This is a genomic window from Pseudomonas sp. SLBN-26 (genome assembly GCF_006715895.1).
Lineage (GTDB): Bacteria > Pseudomonadota > Gammaproteobacteria > Pseudomonadales > Pseudomonadaceae > Metapseudomonas > Metapseudomonas otitidis.
This window is the reverse complement of the sequence record NZ_VFOB01000001.1, coordinates 639,414-654,359: the sequence shown is the minus strand read 5'-3', so window position 1 is coordinate 654,359 and position 14,946 is coordinate 639,414. Positions and strand designations below refer to the sequence as shown.

Annotated in this window: 19 protein-coding genes; 9 read left to right on the top strand and 10 right to left on the bottom strand. The window is 68.0% G+C overall.

Annotated elements, in window-relative coordinates:
* Positions 1–44: 44 nt before the first annotated feature.
* Positions 45–2,372 carry an ATP-binding protein gene (locus tag FBY21_RS03180; protein ID WP_142008560.1) on the top strand — a complete coding sequence of 776 codons (2,328 nt, stop codon included), beginning with the start codon at positions 45–47 and terminating at the stop codon, positions 2,370–2,372.
* Here FBY21_RS03180 and FBY21_RS03175 read toward each other — a convergent pair.
* From FBY21_RS03175 to msrB, 3 genes are all read right to left on the bottom strand, one after another.
* Complete coding sequence (locus FBY21_RS03175) at positions 2,353–2,826, bottom strand: MarR family winged helix-turn-helix transcriptional regulator (RefSeq protein ID WP_142008558.1); 474 nt, start codon at positions 2,824–2,826, stop codon at positions 2,353–2,355. The two genes, FBY21_RS03180 and FBY21_RS03175, sit on opposite strands and share 20 nt — an antisense overlap.
* Positions 2,823–3,308 carry a glutathione peroxidase gene (locus FBY21_RS03170; RefSeq protein WP_044399714.1) on the bottom strand — a complete coding sequence of 162 codons (486 nt, stop codon included), beginning with the start codon at positions 3,306–3,308 and terminating at the stop codon, positions 2,823–2,825. Before FBY21_RS03170 ends, FBY21_RS03175 begins: the two co-directional genes overlap by 4 nt.
* A 119-nt stretch (positions 3,309–3,427) precedes the next feature.
* Positions 3,428–3,823: a peptide-methionine (R)-S-oxide reductase MsrB gene (msrB, locus tag FBY21_RS03165; RefSeq protein ID WP_069560472.1), complete on the bottom strand. Its 396-nt coding sequence runs from the start codon at positions 3,821–3,823 to the stop codon at positions 3,428–3,430.
* A gap of 182 nt (positions 3,824–4,005) precedes the next feature.
* Between msrB and FBY21_RS03160 the strand changes: the two genes are divergently transcribed.
* The 4 genes from FBY21_RS03160 (at position 4,006) to htpX (ending at position 7,394) form a co-directional block, all read left to right on the top strand.
* Entirely contained in the window at positions 4,006–5,217 is a 1,212-nt protein-coding gene (locus FBY21_RS03160) for a pyridoxal phosphate-dependent aminotransferase (protein ID WP_044399719.1), read from the top strand.
* A gap of 13 nt (positions 5,218–5,230) precedes the next feature.
* Positions 5,231–5,977: an SDR family NAD(P)-dependent oxidoreductase gene (locus tag FBY21_RS03155; protein ID WP_142008556.1), complete on the top strand. Its 747-nt coding sequence runs from the start codon at positions 5,231–5,233 to the stop codon at positions 5,975–5,977.
* Between the two features lie 2 nt (positions 5,978–5,979).
* Positions 5,980–6,432, top strand: a complete 453-nt coding sequence (locus FBY21_RS03150) for a hypothetical protein (RefSeq protein ID WP_044399724.1) — start codon at positions 5,980–5,982, stop codon at positions 6,430–6,432.
* 89 nt (positions 6,433–6,521) lie between these two features.
* On the top strand, positions 6,522–7,394 hold the full coding sequence (htpX, locus tag FBY21_RS03145) for a protease HtpX (RefSeq protein WP_142008554.1): 873 nt from the start codon (positions 6,522–6,524) through the stop codon (positions 7,392–7,394).
* A gap of 64 nt (positions 7,395–7,458) precedes the next feature.
* On the opposite strand, the gene FBY21_RS03140 is transcribed toward htpX, so the two are convergent.
* Positions 7,459–8,118, bottom strand: coding sequence for a thiopurine S-methyltransferase (locus FBY21_RS03140; RefSeq protein ID WP_142008552.1), 660 nt, complete (start codon positions 8,116–8,118; stop codon positions 7,459–7,461).
* Positions 8,119–8,220: 102 nt separating this feature from the next.
* Between FBY21_RS03140 and FBY21_RS03135 the strand changes: the two genes are divergently transcribed.
* On the top strand, positions 8,221–8,988 hold the full coding sequence (locus FBY21_RS03135; RefSeq protein ID WP_142008550.1) for a DODA-type extradiol aromatic ring-opening family dioxygenase: 768 nt from the start codon (positions 8,221–8,223) through the stop codon (positions 8,986–8,988).
* A gap of 87 nt (positions 8,989–9,075) precedes the next feature.
* Here FBY21_RS03135 and speE read toward each other — a convergent pair whose 3' ends face one another.
* On the bottom strand, positions 9,076–9,936 hold the full coding sequence (gene speE, locus FBY21_RS03130; protein ID WP_142008548.1) for a polyamine aminopropyltransferase: 861 nt from the start codon (positions 9,934–9,936) through the stop codon (positions 9,076–9,078).
* A 151-nt stretch (positions 9,937–10,087) separates the two neighbouring features.
* Here speE and FBY21_RS03125 point away from each other — a divergent pair, with 151 nt between their 5' ends.
* Both FBY21_RS03125 and FBY21_RS03120 read left to right on the top strand, forming a co-directional pair.
* Positions 10,088–10,969 (top strand): DNA-3-methyladenine glycosylase family protein, encoded by an 882-nt coding sequence (locus FBY21_RS03125; protein ID WP_142008546.1) that lies wholly within the window; start codon positions 10,088–10,090, stop codon positions 10,967–10,969.
* Between the two features lies 1 nt (position 10,970).
* Entirely contained in the window at positions 10,971–11,471 is a 501-nt protein-coding gene (locus FBY21_RS03120) for a methylated-DNA--[protein]-cysteine S-methyltransferase (RefSeq protein ID WP_074973926.1), read from the top strand.
* 1 nt (position 11,472) lies between these two features.
* On the opposite strand, the gene FBY21_RS03115 is transcribed toward FBY21_RS03120, so the two are convergent.
* The 3 genes from FBY21_RS03115 to FBY21_RS03105 are packed head-to-tail and all read right to left on the bottom strand — an operon-like array spanning position 11,473 to position 12,457.
* On the bottom strand, positions 11,473–12,033 hold the full coding sequence (locus FBY21_RS03115) for a histidine phosphatase family protein (protein ID WP_232060719.1): 561 nt from the start codon (positions 12,031–12,033) through the stop codon (positions 11,473–11,475).
* Positions 12,030–12,221 (bottom strand): PLDc N-terminal domain-containing protein, encoded by a 192-nt coding sequence (locus FBY21_RS03110; protein WP_044399742.1) that lies wholly within the window; start codon positions 12,219–12,221, stop codon positions 12,030–12,032. The genes FBY21_RS03115 and FBY21_RS03110 overlap by 4 nt, the downstream gene beginning before the upstream one ends.
* Positions 12,222–12,250: 29 nt before the next feature.
* Complete coding sequence (locus tag FBY21_RS03105) at positions 12,251–12,457, bottom strand: PLDc N-terminal domain-containing protein (protein WP_044399745.1); 207 nt, start codon at positions 12,455–12,457, stop codon at positions 12,251–12,253.
* A gap of 148 nt (positions 12,458–12,605) precedes the next feature.
* On the opposite strand from FBY21_RS03105, the gene FBY21_RS03100 reads away from it, so the two are divergent.
* Positions 12,606–13,487, top strand: a complete 882-nt coding sequence (locus tag FBY21_RS03100) for an endonuclease/exonuclease/phosphatase family protein (protein WP_160158556.1) — start codon at positions 12,606–12,608, stop codon at positions 13,485–13,487.
* Between the two features lie 13 nt (positions 13,488–13,500).
* Here the strand turns inward: FBY21_RS03100 and mtnC are convergent, their stop codons facing one another.
* Positions 13,501–14,184 (bottom strand): acireductone synthase, encoded by a 684-nt coding sequence (gene mtnC / locus FBY21_RS03095; RefSeq protein WP_142008542.1) that lies wholly within the window; start codon positions 14,182–14,184, stop codon positions 13,501–13,503.
* 140 nt (positions 14,185–14,324) lie between these two features.
* A complete protein-coding gene (locus FBY21_RS03090; protein WP_044399754.1) occupies positions 14,325–14,870 on the bottom strand; it encodes a 1,2-dihydroxy-3-keto-5-methylthiopentene dioxygenase in 546 nt (181 codons plus the stop codon).
* Between the last annotated feature and the right edge of the window lie 76 nt (positions 14,871–14,946).

Sequence of the window (14,946 nt, the reverse complement as noted above, 5' to 3'; positions counted from 1 at the left end):
GGCTATGCTTGGCAAGCCCACGGAACAAGGCCGAATCACCCCCAATGGATATCCCGCTGACCCAACGCCTGTCGTTCAAGCAGGCCAGCCTCACCGTGCTGGTGGCCTTCATCCTCGGAACACTGCTCAGCATCATCCAGGTCGGCATCGACTACGCCAGCGAGAACGCCTCGCTGGACAGGGAAATCCGCGCTCTGTTGGAAATCAGCCACAACCCTGCTGCCCGCATCGCCTACAACATCGACGCCGAACTGGCCCAGGAGCTGGTGGCCGGGCTGCTGCGCTCGCCGGCGGTGATCCGCGCCGAGATCATCGACAACAGCGGCACCGTGCTAGCCAGCGTCGCTCGCCCCGCTGCGCGCAGCGACTACCGGGTGTTCAGCGACTTCCTCTTCGGCGCCCGCCGCGAATTCCAGGACCCGCTGTTCATCACCCACGCCCCCGAGGAAGCCCTGGGCCTGCTGCGCCTGGAGGTGGACACCTTCGCCTTCGGCAACCACTTCCTGCGGCGCTCCATGCTGACCCTGGTGTCCGGCTTCGTGCGCAGCCTGTTGCTGTCGCTGATCCTGCTGGTGCTGTTCTACAGCATGCTGACCAAGCCCCTGGTGGGGCTGATCCGTGGGCTCAGCGAGCAGGATACCCGTTCCCCCGGCGAGAACCGCCTGCCCTACCCGCCTGGCCACGAGCATGACGAGATCGGTGTGCTGGTGGATGTGATCAACCGCCAGTTGGCCAGCCTGATGGCCGAAATGGGCCAGCGCCGGGACGCGGAGGACCGCCTCACGCAGTACCTGGCCGAACTGGAGAACATCGTCTCGGCTCGCACCGCCGAGCTGAAGGCCACCAACCGCCGCCTCAGCCAGTCCAACGCCGAGCTGGAAATGGCCCGCGCCAGTGCCCTGGAGACCGCCCAGGCCCGCGCCGCCTTCCTGGCCAACATGAGCCACGAGATCCGCACCCCGCTCAACGGCCTGCTGGGCATGCTCTCGCTCACCCTCGACGGCCCCCTGAGCCCCGAGCAACGCCAGCAGCTGACCATCGCCCACGACTCCGGCAGCGTACTGGTGGAGCTGCTCAACGACATCCTCGACCTGTCCAAGTTCGAGGCCGGCCAGCTGGAGCTGGAGGCCATCCCCTTCGACCTCGGCGTGCTGGTGGAGGACACCGCCAGCCTGCTCTCGCAGAACGCAGCGCCCGGCGTGGAACTGAGCTGCCTGGTGGACCCGCGCTTGCCCTCCCTGGTGATGGGCGACCCGACGCGGGTGCGGCAGATCGTCAGCAACCTGCTCTCCAACGCCCTCAAGTTCACCCGCGTCGGCCGGGTGGACCTGCGGGTCACGCCGGCTGGCGACCAGGGTGTGGTGATCAGCGTGCGGGACACCGGCATCGGCATCTCCGCCGAAGCCCTGCCGAAGCTGTTCCAGCCCTTCGCCCAGGGCGGCGCGGGGATCGCCCGGCAATTCGGCGGCACCGGTCTCGGGCTGGCGCTCACCCGGCGCCTCTGCGAAGCCATGGAGGGCCGACTCCAGGTGCATTCCGAAGAAGGCCTCGGCAGCCAGTTCAGCGCCGAACTGCCCCTGTTCACGGACACCCCCGCCATGCTGCCGCCTCCCCTCAAGGGACGGGTCCTGGCCCTGTGCTCTGCCGGCAGCGGCCTGTCGGACCTGCTCAAGGTCTGGCTGCCGATCTGGGGCATCCACTATGAGCGACGCAACACCGACGCTTCCCTGGACGACGGCCCGTGGGACCAGGTGATCACCGACGCCCCCGAGCAGTTGCCTCGCCTGCGCGAGGCCGGTCCGACACCGATCCTGCTGGTCACCGGCTACGGCAGCTTCCTGCCCGCCGAGCGCGCCGCACCGCTGGCCCCGCTGCAGCAACTGGCCCGTCCGATCTCGCGCTCCACCCTGTACCAGGCCCTGCATCGAAGCCTGCACCCCCACGAGCACACCGCCCAACCCAGCAGCGAGCAACGGCCGCGCCCGCACCACTCCGCGCGCGTGCTGCTGGTGGAAGACAACGCGGTGAACCAGCTGGTAGCCAAGGGCATGCTCAGCAAGCTCGGCTGCGAGGTGCTGGTGGCCAGCCACGGCGGCGAAGCGCTGGAAGTGCTGGCGAGGGAGCCGGTGGAGTTGGTGCTGATGGACTGCAACATGCCGATCATGGACGGCTACGAAGCCACCCGGCGCATTCGCCAGAGCGGCCAATGGCCCGGCCTGCCCATCGTCGCGCTGACGGCCAACGCCCTGCCGGACGAGCGCGAACGCTGCCGCGCCGCCGGCATGGACGACTACCTGGCCAAGCCGTTCCGCCGGGAAGACCTGGTGACCCTGCTGGACAACTGGCTGCCGGCTACCCAGCCAACCCGCTGAAGCGTTCCAGCAGCCCGGAGAGCCGCGCGCGCAGCTCGACCATCTCGTCCAGCTCCAGCCCGCTGTCGCAGATCAGTTGCGCGCGCAGCGCCGCCGTCTCGTCACGCAGGGCCACCCCCGAGGGGGTGAGCGCCAGGTGCACCTCGCGCTCGTCCTGGGCAGCCCGGCGCCGCTGCACATGACCCAACTGCTCCAGGCGCTTGAGCAAGGGCGTCAGGGTGCCGGAATCCAGCATCAGCCGCTCTCCCAGGGCCTTCACCGTGGGCTGCTCGGGCGGCCGTGCCTGCCACTCCCAGAGCACCAGCATCGCCAGGTACTGCGGGTAGGTCAGCCTCAAGCGCTCCAGCAACGGCCGGTAGCCCCGGATCACCAGGCGGGAGGCGGCATAGAGCTTGAAGCAGAGCTGGTTCTCCAGCAGCAGGTCCGCCTCGGGCGGTGACGGCAACGGCTTCATTTCAGCAGCGCTTCGATCTCGGCGGTGAGTTCCTCGGGCTTGGTGGTGGGCGCGAAGCGCTTGACCTCACGACCCTCGCCGTCGATCAGGAACTTGGTGAAGTTCCACTTGATACCCTGGCTGCCCAGCAGGCCCGGCGCCCGCTTCTTCAGCGCGACGTAGAGCGGGTGGGCTCCCGCGCCGTTCACCTCGATCTTGCGGAACAGCGGGAAGGTCACGCCGAAGTTCAGCTCGCAGAACTCCGAGATCGCCCCTTCGTCACCCGGCTCCTGCTTGCCGAACTGGTTGCAGGGGAAGCCCAGTACCACCAGGCCCTTGTCGCGGTATTGCTGCCAGATCGCCTCCAGCCCCTTGTACTGGGGGGTGAAGCCGCACTTGCTGGCGGTGTTGACCACCAGCAGCGCCTTGCCGCCGAAGTCCGCCAGGGTCTTCTGTTCGCCCTTGATGGTGGTGACGGGAATGTCGAGAAGCCGATCGCTCATGGTGCGTGCCTCAGTTAATGAAAGTCGGAAGGGAAAGCCGCGACAAAAATAGCGCCCAACTAAATTGCACGCAATTCTATTGAACAAAAATAAAGCCCGCCGGCGGCGGGCTTTGGCATTCAGTCCCGAGGCACGAGCTTCAGCGCCACGGAATTGATGCAGTAGCGCAGGCCGGTCGGCCTGGGTCCATCGGGGAAGACATGCCCCAGGTGGGCCTCGCAACGGGCACAGCGCACCTCGACGCGGTGCATGCCGTGGCTGAAGTCCTCCAGCTCGGCGATGGCCTGGTCGTCCACCGGCTGGAAGTAGCTGGGCCAGCCGCTGCCGGAGTCGTACTTGGCATCGGAATCGAACAGCGCCGCACCGCAGCAGGCGCAGTGGTAGATGCCGGGCGTCTTGGTGCCGTTGTATTCGCCGGTGAAGGGCCGTTCGGTGCCCCCCAGGCGGCAGACGTGGAACTGTGCGTCGGTCAGCTCTTCGCGCCAGGCTTCAAGGGGTTTGTCCAGCTTTTCCATAGGGTCACCTCGTTGCGGAAAAAAGCCCGACCCGTACCTTTTCCGGCCATCGGGCCGCACGTATCATGCGTGCCTTCGGGCGCCAGTCTGGCAGCGGCGCTGCCGGCTGCCAAGGTATCCGCCCCTTCCACTGCCCCAGCGGCCGCCCCCGGCGCATCAACACATTCGGGACCCTCAGAACCATGCAGTTCAGCAAATCCAACAAGCTCGCCAACGTCTGCTACGACATTCGCGGGCCGGTGCTCAAGCACGCCAAGCGTCTGGAAGAGGAAGGCCACCGCATCCTCAAGCTGAACATCGGCAACCCGGCCCCCTTCGGCTTCGAAGCGCCGGAGGAAATCCTCCAGGACGTCATCCGCAACCTCCCCACCGCCCAGGGCTACAGCGACTCCAAGGGCCTGTTCAGTGCCCGCAAGGCCGTCATGCAGTACTACCAGCAGAAGCAGGTGGAAGGCGTCGGCATCGAGGACATCTACCTGGGCAACGGCGTCTCCGAGCTGATCGTGATGGCCCTGCAGGCCCTGCTGAACAATGGCGACGAGGTGCTGATCCCGGCCCCCGACTACCCGCTCTGGACCGCCTCCGTGGCCCTGGGTGGCGGCAAGCCGGTGCACTACCTGTGCGACGAGCAGGCCGGCTGGTTCCCGGACATTGCCGACATGAAGGCGAAGATCACCTCCAACACCAAGGCCCTGGTGCTGATCAACCCCAACAACCCCACCGGCGCCGTGTACTCCCGCGAGCTGCTGCTGGAGATCGTCGAGCTGGCCCGCCAGCACAACCTGGTGATCTTCTCCGACGAGATCTACGACAAGATCCTCTATGACGAAGCCCAGCACATCTCCACCGCCTCCCTGGCGCCGGACGTGCTCTGCCTGACCTTCAACGGGCTGTCCAAGTCCTACCGCGTGGCCGGCTTCCGCTCCGGCTGGATCGCCATCTCCGGGCCCAAGCACCGCGCCCAGAGCTACATAGAAGGCCTCGACATTCTGGCCAACATGCGCCTGTGCGCCAACGTGCCGAGCCAGCACGCCATCCAGACCGCACTCGGCGGCTACCAGAGCATCAACGACCTGGTCCTGCCCGGCGGCCGCCTGCTGGAGCAGCGCAACCGCGCCTGGGAACTGCTCAACGACATCCCCGGCGTCAGCTGCGTCAAGCCCATGGGCGCGCTCTATGCCTTCCCGCGCATCGATCCGAAGGTCTGCCCGATCCACAACGACGAGAAATTCGTGCTCGACCTGCTGCTCTCCGAGAAGCTGCTGATCGTCCAGGGCACTGCCTTCAACTGGCCGTGGCCGGACCACTTCCGCGTGGTCACCCTGCCCCGCGTCGACGACCTGGAGCAGGCCATCGGCCGCATCGGCAACTTCCTCAAGACCTACCGCCAGTAAAAGGAGCACCGCCATGGGCCAGCCCCGCCGCTACCTGCTCACCGGCGCCAGTTCCGGCATCGGCATGGCCCTGGCCCGCGAGCTGGCTGCACGGGGACATGACCTGGCCCTGGCGGCACGCCGGGAGGAAACCCTCCAGCAACTCGCCGAAGAGCTGCGCGCGCACCACGGTCGGAACATCGCCGTGCTGCCCCTCGACGTTACCGACTACGCCGCCTGCCAGGACGCCGTGGGCCTGGCGAAGAACGCCCTGGGCGGGCTCGACGGGCTCATCGCCAACGCCGGCATCGGCCTGGCGGGCAAGGTCGGCACGGGCCGTTTCGAGCGCTTCCAGCAGACCCTGGAGACCAACCTGGTCGGCACCATCGCCTGCCTCGACGCCGCCGCCCAGCTGTTCCGCGAGCAAGGCCATGGCCACCTGGTGGCCGTGGCCTCGGTTGCCGGCAAGCGCGGCCTGCCGGCAACCGCCGGCTATTCGGCGAGCAAGGCCGGGCTGATCAGCTACATGGAAGCCCTCGAACTGGAGCTGTACCGCAGCCCCCTGCGCACCACCCTGCTGCTGCCCGGCTACATCGACACCCCCATCAACCAGGGAGCAGGGCCGCGACCCTTCCTCATCGACGTGGAGCGCGGCGCCCGGCTGATCGCCCAGCACATCGAGCGCCAGACCCGCCGCGCCTACGTGCCCGGCTGGCCCTGGGCGCTGATCGGCCGCCTGCTGCCGCTGCTCCCCAACGCGCTGCTGGCGCGAGCACTCTGACCATGGACCTGCAGATCGACGACTTCTACAAGGATTGCGCAGCCGGCATGCTGACGCTCTACCTCGCCTTCCCCCGCAAATCCGCGCTGTACGTGGAGGACCTGATCGGCCACGAGGAGCCGGACGAGTTCGGCCTGCCCAGTAAACGCCACCAGGGCTGCCTGGGCGCCCTGATCTGGCTGGCCGAGGAAGGCTACATCCGCTACGAGAGCACCATCCGCTACGAAGCGCTGGACCAGGCCGTGCTCACGGAGAAGGGCTTCCTGCGCCTGTCACGCAGCATTCCCCATGCGGTCGGCGACGAAGGCGCCCTGCCGCCGAGCGTGCGCCGGGTGCACGGCACCCTCGCCCACCAGCTGCGCGAAGCACTGGCCAGCCGCAACAGCGAACGCATCGCGCGGCTGTCACGCCTGCTGTTCAGCGGCCCCGACGGCGCGGCAGGCGACACAGTTTGAAATAAGGGTTCGGTTGAATCGCCCTCGCCCGAACCTTATATACCCCCGCATATCAAACCGCTTTCCGCCGTGAGGAGACCGCCCCAATCATGATGCGAATTCTGTTGTTCCTGGCCACCAACCTTGCAGTCCTGGTGATTGCCAGCATCACGCTGAAACTGCTGGGGGTAGATCGCTTCACCGGCCAGAACTACGGCAGCCTGCTGGTGTTCTGTGCCGTGTTCGGCTTCGCCGGCTCCCTGGTCTCGCTGTTCATCTCCAAGTGGATGGCGAAGATGAGCACCGGTACCGAGATCATCACCCAGCCCCGTACCCGTCACGAGCAGTGGCTGCTGCAGACCGTCGAGGAGCTGTCCCGCCAGGCCGGCATCAAGATGCCCGAGGTGGGTATCTTCCCTGCCTACGAGGCCAACGCCTTCGCCACCGGCTGGAACCGCAACGACGCCCTCGTCGCCGTCAGCCAGGGCCTGCTGGAACGCTTCTCGCCCGATGAGGTGAAGGCGGTGCTGGCCCACGAGATCGGTCACGTGGCCAACGGCGACATGGTGACCCTGGCGCTGGTCCAGGGCGTGGTGAACACCTTCGTGATGTTCTTCGCGCGTATCTTCGGCAACTTCGTCGACAAGGTGATCCTGAAGAACGAAGAGGGCCATGGCATCGGCTACTTCATCGCCACCATCTTCGCCGAGCTGGTCCTGGGCATCCTCGCCAGCATCATCGTCATGTGGTTCTCGCGCAAACGTGAGTACCGCGCCGACGAAGCCGGCGCACAGCTGGCCGGCACCAACGCCATGATCGGCGCCCTGCAGCGCCTGCGCGCCGAGCAAGGCGTACCGGTGCAGATGCCCGACAGCCTGACCGCCTTCGGCATCAACGGTGGCCTGAAGAACGGCTTGGCCGGCCTGCTGATGAGCCACCCGCCCCTGGAAGACCGCATCGAGGCCCTGCGCCGCCGCGGTTGATCCAACCGAAGCCAACGAAAAGGGCAGCCACTGGCTGCCCTTTTTCATTCGCCATCGCCGAGCCTCAGCCCTTGCGCTGCAAGCGGAACACCGGCTCGTGCAAGGCGTCCAGGCCGCGCGAGGCGAACTTCCAGTTCTTCTCCAGCACGTCTTCCCGCTCCAGCAGCTCCACGCACCAATCCGACTCCAGGCGCGCGCGCACCTCCTCCTCCGGCACCGAGAACGGCGGGCCATCGAGCCGCGACTGCTCGTACTCCAGGGTCACCATCAACCCCCGGCAACCCGGCGCCAGCAGGCGAGCGAGGTGCGCGACATAGGCGTCGCGCATGGCCGGCGGCAAGGCGATGATCGCTGCCCGGTCATACAGCGCCACGCAATCCCGGGTGTCCTCGGGCGTCAGGGCGAAGAAGTCCCCCTGGAGGATCTCTACCCGCCCCGAACTGAAACGGCGCAACGCGCCGACCTCGCTCACCTCCGGCTCCACGCCCCATTCGGCGAAGAAATCCAGCACCGCCTTCTCTGCCAGCTCCACGCCCAGCACCCGATGGCCCTGGTCAGCGAGCCACAGCAGGTCCAGGCTCTTGCCGCAGAGCGGCACCAGCACCTGCGCATCGGCAGGGAGCGCCAGGGCGTGCCAATGCCGCAGCAGCCAGGGGTTGACCTCATCGAGATGGAACCCGATCTGATTGCTGTGCCAACGTGCCTGCCAGAATGACTCTTCCACCTGATCCTCCTGATGGTTCGATAGATACGCGCAGAATTTTATGCTGGAAGTCGATACGTCCAGCGCAGAACATGGCGCCCATCCTAACGGAGGACGCCCCGGATGCTACCTACCCTGTTCATCTCCCACGGTTCCCCCATGCTCGCGCTGGAACCCGGCGCCAGCGGCCCCGCCCTCGCCCGCCTGGCGGCCGAGCTGCCGCGCCCGCGCGCCATCCTGGTGGTGTCCGCGCACTGGGAGAGCCAGGGCCTGAGCCTGACTGGCGCCGCCCACCCCGAGACCTGGCACGACTTCTACGGCTTCCCGCCGACGCTCTACGCCGTCCAGTACCCCACCCCCGGCGCACCCGAGCTGGCGCGCGAAGTCCAGGGGCTGCTGAAGACCGCCGGCCTGGACGCCGCCATCGATGACCAGCGCCCCCTCGACCATGGCGCCTGGGTGCCGCTGTCGCTGATGTACCCGGAAGCGGACATCCCGGTGCTGCAACTGTCCCTGCCCAGCCGCCTCGGCCCGACCTTCCAGACCCGGGTCGGCCGTGCCCTGGCCGCCCTGCGCGACCACGGCGTGCTGCTGATCGGCTCCGGCAGCATCACCCACAACCTGCGGGAGCTGGACTGGCACGCGCAGGACGACCACGGCTCCGACTGGGCCCAGGCCTTCCGCGACTGGATGGTCGAGCGCCTGGCACGCGATGACGAAGACGCCCTGCACCACTACCGCACCCAGGCGCCCAATGCAGTGCGCAGCCACCCCAGCGACGAGCACCTGCTGCCGCTGTACTTCGCACGCGGAGCCGGCGGCGCATTCAGCCTGGCCCACAGCGGCTTCACCCTCGGTGCACTGGGCATGGACATCTACCGCTTCGGCTGAAGCACACCGCCATGAAAAAACCGCTGCCGGATCGCTCCGGCAGCGGTTTTTTCATTCAGCCAGCCCCCGGAAAGGAGGCCGGGCACCTCAGTCGTTGCTGGGCTTGCCCACGGCCTGCAGCACGTACTGCGGCAGCGCGAAGGCGCCCAGGTGAACCTCGGGGTTGTAGTAGCGGGTCACGATGCCGCTGCCGGCGAAGCGCTGGCGCAGCACCTCCAGGGAGACCTTGCGGGCATCGCCCTGGGTCGCGCCCCAGGCGAAGGTCATGGCCCCGCCAATGTAGGTGGGCACCGCCGCCTGGTAGAAGTGCCAGTCGGCAAACAGGCCGTTCATGCGCGACGCAGTGGTCTGCACTTCGGCCAGTTGCATGAAGGGCGTGCCGTTCTGGGTCACCAGGATGCCGCCATCGTTCAGGCAGCGGCGGCAGGCCTGGTAGAAGTTCTCGGAGAACAGCACCTCGCCCGGCCCGATGGGATCGGTGGAGTCGGAGATGATCACGTCGAACTTCTCCTCCGTGGTCGCCACGAAGCGCATGCCGTCGTCGATCACCAGGTTCAGGCGCGGATCGTCATAGGCGCCCTTGGAGTGGTTCGGCAGGAACTCCTTGCACATGTCCACCACGGTGCCGTCGATCTCCACCATGGTGATGCTCTCGACCGCCTTGTGCTTGCGCACCTCGCGCAGCATGCCGCCGTCGCCACCGCCGATGATCAGCACGCGGCGAGCAGCGCCATGGGCCAGGATCGGCACGTGGGTGAGCATCTCGTGGTAGATGAACTCGTCTGCCTCGGTGGTCTGGATCACACCGTCCAGCGCCATCACGCGGCCCATGCGCGCGTTCTCGAAGATCACCAGGTGCTGGTGCTCGGTGCGGACCTCGTGAAGCAGCTTGTCCATGCGAAAACGCTGGCCGTAGCCGTCATAGAGAGTTTCCTGGTAATCGCTCATGAGCGGTCTCCCGTAGTGGCTGCAGAAGGACGGAACAGCGGCCCGCCCGGAGAAAGGCGCGCATTCTACGACGCTCACCGTGTCAGGTCGAACCGTGGCGACGGCCGATTTTCCCGCGACAGGCCACGCCCTCAGCGGGTATCGTCGCGCCATGCAGACACCCGCCCCTCTCCTGCGCCAGGCGCTGCCGTTCCAGCCGCCCTGGCACTGGCACCAGTTCCACGCCCACTTCAGCCTGCGTCGCCTGCCCGGCGTCGAACGGGTGGATGAACACGGCTACACCCGCAGCATCCGCCTGGGTGAGCTGCACAGCTGGTTCCGCGTCACGCCCACGCCCGATGCCCTGTTGCTGGAACTGCCGCACGAGGCCGCAGCGGCCCAGGCGGACATCGCCCTGCGGGTGCGGCGCATGTTCGACCTGGACTGCGACCCGCTCGCCGTTGCCGCCACCCTGGCGCAGGACGAGGTGCTGAAGCCGCTTCTGGAGCGACACACCGGGCTGCGCCTGCCGGTCGCCTTCGACCCGTTCGAACAGGCGGTGCGCACCATCATCGGCCAGCAAGTGACGGTGAAGGCCGCGGTGACCATCGCCGGCCGCCTGGTGGAGCGGCTGGGCACGCCCCTGCCCGAAAGCCCCGACGGCCTGCGCCTGTTCCCCACCCCGGCGGCCATCGCCGAAGACGCCCTCCCCGGCATCGGCATGCCCGGCAAGCGGGTCGAGACCCTGCGCCGACTGGCCGCCGCCGTGGCATCGGGCGAGCTGGAACTGAGCCTGGCGGACGGCGTCGAAGCCTTCCAGGCGCGGCTCTGCGCCCTGCCCGGCATCGGCCCCTGGACGGCCCAGTACATTGCCCTGCGGGCCTTCGGCGACGCGGATGCCTTCCCCACGGCCGACCTGGGCCTGCTCAAATCCCCCCTCTGGGGTGCCGGCGGCATCAGCCCACGCCAGCTCGCCGAACGCGCCGAGCGCTGGCGACCGTGGCGCGCCTACGCTGCCGTGTACCTCTGGCACAGCTATGCAACGGAGACCTGACGTGTACTTCCGCCACCACCCCAGCCCCATCGGAACCCTGCTGCTAGCCGGCGACGAGGAAGGGCTGCGCATGCTGCACATGGACAGCGCCACGCCCTGGACACTGGACCCGACCTGGCAGCCCGCCACGCGCGAGCTGGACGACGCCTGCCGGCAGCTGGACGCCTACTTCGCCGGCAAGCGCACACGCTTCGAACTGAAGCTGGCGCCACGCGGCACACCCTTCCAGCAGGACGTGTGGCGGGCCCTGCAGGCGATCCCCCACGGCCAGACCACCCACTACGCCGCCCTCGCCCAGGAGATCGGCCGCCCCCGGGCCGTGCGCGCCGTGGGCGCCGCCAATGGCGCCAACCCCATCGCCATCATCATTCCGTGCCATCGGGTGATCGGCCGCGACGGCAGCCTCACCGGCTTTGCCGGCGGACTGGAGCGCAAGGCCATCCTGCTGCGTCTCGAAGGCGCCCAGCTGCAGCCGGCCCAGGACCAGCTGCAACTCATCTGACTCAGTGCGGCGCGGGCACCCGCGCCAGCACCCGAGGCGGCTCGCCGATCGGCATCGCCACGATCACCGCCTCGCCCGGAACCGGCGTGATGCCGGCCAGCGCGCCGATGTTCACCCCGTGGGTCACCAGCACCAGCGGCAGGCCCCGTGGCAGTTGGCTGACACGCTGGCGCAAGCGCTTCGCAGCGGCCAGGTCACCGTCGAAGTAGTCCAGCGCGTCCAGGGTCTCCACCGCGCCAAGCCCCAGCTCCAGGGCCGTCTCCTGGGTGCGGCACCAGCGCCCGGCATAGATGCGCGGCCCCTCGATCCAGTGGCGGCGCAGCAGCTGGCCCCATTGCTGGGCCTCGCGCCGGCCCTGGGCATCGAGGTTGCGCTGGGTCCGGCAGTCCTGCAGCTGGAAGCCCGCCGGATCGCCCGCGCCCGGCGCATTGGCATTGCGCAGCAACAGGGCGGCCTGGCCGCTGCGCAGCGCTGCCCAGGCGTCATCCTGGGGTTCCGCCAGGGCCGCCAGGCAGCCCAGGGCCAGCAGGGCGCCCACCCAGGCGCGTAGCCCGCGGCTCACAAGCGCACATCGCCACGGGGGCCGGCGATGGCCCAGATGATCAGGCCGAGCACCGGCAGCAGCACGATCAGCAGGATCCACAGCACCTTCATGCCGATCTCGGCATTGCTCTTGATGACATTGAGGATGGCCCAGATATCCAGGGCCAGGATGACCAGACCGGCCAGACTGTTGAGCAGCGAACCCATGACAACGCTCCTGTTGGGGGAAAGACGGATCAGGCGGCGCCCGGGCGCCGCCTGCGCGGGCCCATCCAGGCCCAGTTGAACAGCCCGAGCACGGGGAACAGCACCAGCAGCGCCACCCACAGCCAGCGCAGCTGGCGCGGTACGTTGCTGGTCACCACGTTGTACAGCGCCCAGGCCGTCAGCAGCAGGTAAAGTGCGCCCAGCCCGCCGTAGAAAGCAATTGCCGCTCCGCTCATGGCGCCCTCCCATGCACAGGATTGTGACGGGGGCATCGCGCCCCTGCCGCCTCAGGTGAACAGCTGGTTGGGCAGATGGCGGCGGGCAAGGTTCCGTCCATCGGTGGATGCCCTACAATCTCCCACCCGCCGCCATCAGGATGTTTCCGTGCTCAAGGCCCTGCGCTTCCACCTCAACCAGCTTGCCTGGCTTGGCCTGGTCACCCTCGTGCTCGGCCAGTTCGGTCACTTCCACTGGGTGCTGGAGCTGTTCAGCCATTTCGCCCCGCTGCAGGCCGGCCTGATGCTGGTAGGGGCCTTTGCCAACCCGCGCAATGCCTCGTCGCTGCTGTTCGTTCTCGCGGGTGCCGGGGTGATCGGCTGGGGCCTCACCCCCTGGCCGCACGACGCGCCGGGCAGCACCGGCCAGGAGCGCCGGGTGATGGCCTACAACCTGCGCCTGGACAACCCCCGCGCCGACGCCGAGGCCGCCTGGCTCAACGCGCTGCCGGCCGATGCCCTGTTCCTCACCGAAGCCACCCCTGCCTGGGGCGAACGCCTGACCCTGCTGAAGGCCCGGGAAGCCTGCGCCCGCTACCAGGACGGCCCGTTCGGCCTGGCGCTGTTCACCCGCCAACCGGTGCGCCGCTGCCAGGTGCTGGAGCCACGCGGCCTGGCTGCCTACCCCTATATCCGCGCCGAACTGGATGACGGCACCGTGCTCTACGGCATCCACCCGCCGCCGCCCCTGGGGCCGGAACTGGCGGCAGCCCGGGACGAAAGCCTGCGCCAGCTGGCCGAGCAGATCGCCCTGGAAGGTCGTGAAGTAGTGGTGATGGGTGACTTCAACAGCACGGCGTTCTCACCGCGCCTGCAGGACTTCCTGGCCGATGCCGGTCTGCGCCTCACCGCCCAGCGCGTGCGCCCCACCTGGTGGCCGGGGCTGCTGGGCGTGGACCTGATTCTGCTGCGCAGCGACCGCACGGTGAAGGCGGTGGGCGCCCTGCCCTGGCAAGGCTCCGACCACCGCGCGGTGTGGCTGGACTACTGACGAGAGGGTCGACTCAGGTGTGTGCCGGGTCGATCACCGCAAAGCTGGCCACGGTCGGATGCCCGGCCAGCTCGCCGCCCTCGCGGGCCAGGCCGATGGTGGGCAGGCCGGCTTCGCGCGCCGCGTCCAGTTCCTGCACCACGTCGGAGAGGAACAGCACCTCCTCCGCCGGCAGCCCGATGGCCTCGACGATACGGCGGTAGGACCCGGCCTCCCGCTTGGGGCCACTGGTGGTGTCGAAGTAGCCGGAGAACAGCGGGCTCAGGTCACCCGCTTCGGAACAGCCGAAGATCAGCTTCTGCGCCTGGATCGAGCCCGAGGAGTAGACGTACAGCCGATAGCCCTCGGCGTGCCAGCGGCGCAGCGCCTCGACCGCATCCGGGTAGACATGGCCCTTGAGCTGCCCGGTCCGGTAGCCCTGCTCCCAGACCATGCCTTGCAGCGCCTTGAGCGGGGTGGCCTTGCGGTCCTCGGCAATCCAATCCAGCAGGATCGCCACCACACGCTCGACGCTGGCCTCGGGCTCGCCGCTCTCGCGACGCACCGCTTCCACCTGCTCCGCCACGGCCGGCTCGGCGGCGTGCTCGCTGACGAAGCCCGGCAGGTGGCGGGCGGCATAGGGGAACAGCACGTCGAAGACGAAGCTCACGGCACTGGTGGTGCCTTCGATGTCGGTGAGGATGGCCTTGATGGGCATGCGGACTCCGGTATTTCGATATTCACAGGACCCGGCGCAATCGCAGGGCTGGATGGGCGAAGACAGACGTATCAGGCGGGTGTACCAGGTGGGCATAGGGTGGGCTTCAGCCCACCACGCTCCCTGCCCCGCCTACGGCCTCAATCCTCCAACTGCGGAAAGCGCCTGGCGATGTCGTCCCCGGTGAACTGGGCCACCCAGCCCTCGGGGTTGTTGAACAGGCGGATGGCGACGAAGTGCGGCTCCTCGCCCATGTCGAACCAGTGGCGGGTGCCGGCAGGCACCGAGATCAGGTCGTTCTTCTCGCACCGCACGGCGTAGACGTAGTCATCGATGTGCAGGGTGAACAGGCCGCGTCCGGCGACGAAGAAGCGCACTTCGTCCTCGGCATGGCGGTGCTCGTCGAGGAACTTGGCACGCAGCTCGGCCTTCTGCGGGTGGCTGCGGTCGAGGCTGACCACGTCCACCGTCACGTAGCCGCGCTCCTTCATCAACGCGTCGATCTGCGGGCGGTAGGCGGCGATCACCTCGTCCTGGCTCGCCCCTGGGGTCAGCGGCGCGCTGGCCTGCCAGCGCTCGAAGCGCACGCCCACGGCCGCAAGGGTGGAGGCGATGTCGTCGACATGGGTCAGCACCTTGTTCGGCAGGTCGGGGCTGGACTCGTGGTAAACGGAAAGGCTGCTCATCGGTGTACTCCTGGTCGCCGGCTCCGGCTCTGCTGGCCGGTCGCACGGGCGGTCTGGGTCAAGGCTCCCTCGGCGG

Excerpts from the sequence above, each read along its gene's own strand:
- FBY21_RS03180 (WP_142008560.1), top strand. The coding sequence starts at position 45 with ATGGATATCCCGCTGACCCAACGCCTGTCGTTCAAGCAGGCCAGCCTC.
- FBY21_RS03175 (WP_142008558.1), bottom strand. The coding sequence starts at position 2,826 with ATGAAGCCGTTGCCGTCACCGCCCGAGGCGGACCTGCTGCTGGAGAAC.
- FBY21_RS03170 (WP_044399714.1), bottom strand. The coding sequence starts at position 3,308 with ATGAGCGATCGGCTTCTCGACATTCCCGTCACCACCATCAAGGGCGAA.
- msrB (WP_069560472.1), bottom strand. The coding sequence starts at position 3,823 with ATGGAAAAGCTGGACAAACCCCTTGAAGCCTGGCGCGAAGAGCTGACC.
- FBY21_RS03160 (WP_044399719.1), top strand. The coding sequence starts at position 4,006 with ATGCAGTTCAGCAAATCCAACAAGCTCGCCAACGTCTGCTACGACATT.
- FBY21_RS03155 (WP_142008556.1), top strand. The coding sequence starts at position 5,231 with ATGGGCCAGCCCCGCCGCTACCTGCTCACCGGCGCCAGTTCCGGCATC.
- FBY21_RS03150 (WP_044399724.1), top strand. The coding sequence starts at position 5,980 with ATGGACCTGCAGATCGACGACTTCTACAAGGATTGCGCAGCCGGCATG.
- htpX (WP_142008554.1), top strand. The coding sequence starts at position 6,522 with ATGATGCGAATTCTGTTGTTCCTGGCCACCAACCTTGCAGTCCTGGTG.
- FBY21_RS03135 (WP_142008550.1), top strand. The coding sequence starts at position 8,221 with ATGCTACCTACCCTGTTCATCTCCCACGGTTCCCCCATGCTCGCGCTG.
- speE (WP_142008548.1), bottom strand. The coding sequence starts at position 9,936 with ATGAGCGATTACCAGGAAACTCTCTATGACGGCTACGGCCAGCGTTTT.
- FBY21_RS03125 (WP_142008546.1), top strand. The coding sequence starts at position 10,088 with ATGCAGACACCCGCCCCTCTCCTGCGCCAGGCGCTGCCGTTCCAGCCG.
- FBY21_RS03110 (WP_044399742.1), bottom strand. The coding sequence starts at position 12,221 with ATGGGTTCGCTGCTCAACAGTCTGGCCGGTCTGGTCATCCTGGCCCTG.
- FBY21_RS03105 (WP_044399745.1), bottom strand. The coding sequence starts at position 12,457 with ATGAGCGGAGCGGCAATTGCTTTCTACGGCGGGCTGGGCGCACTTTAC.
- mtnC (WP_142008542.1), bottom strand. The coding sequence starts at position 14,184 with ATGCCCATCAAGGCCATCCTCACCGACATCGAAGGCACCACCAGTGCC.
- FBY21_RS03090 (WP_044399754.1), bottom strand. The coding sequence starts at position 14,870 with ATGAGCAGCCTTTCCGTTTACCACGAGTCCAGCCCCGACCTGCCGAAC.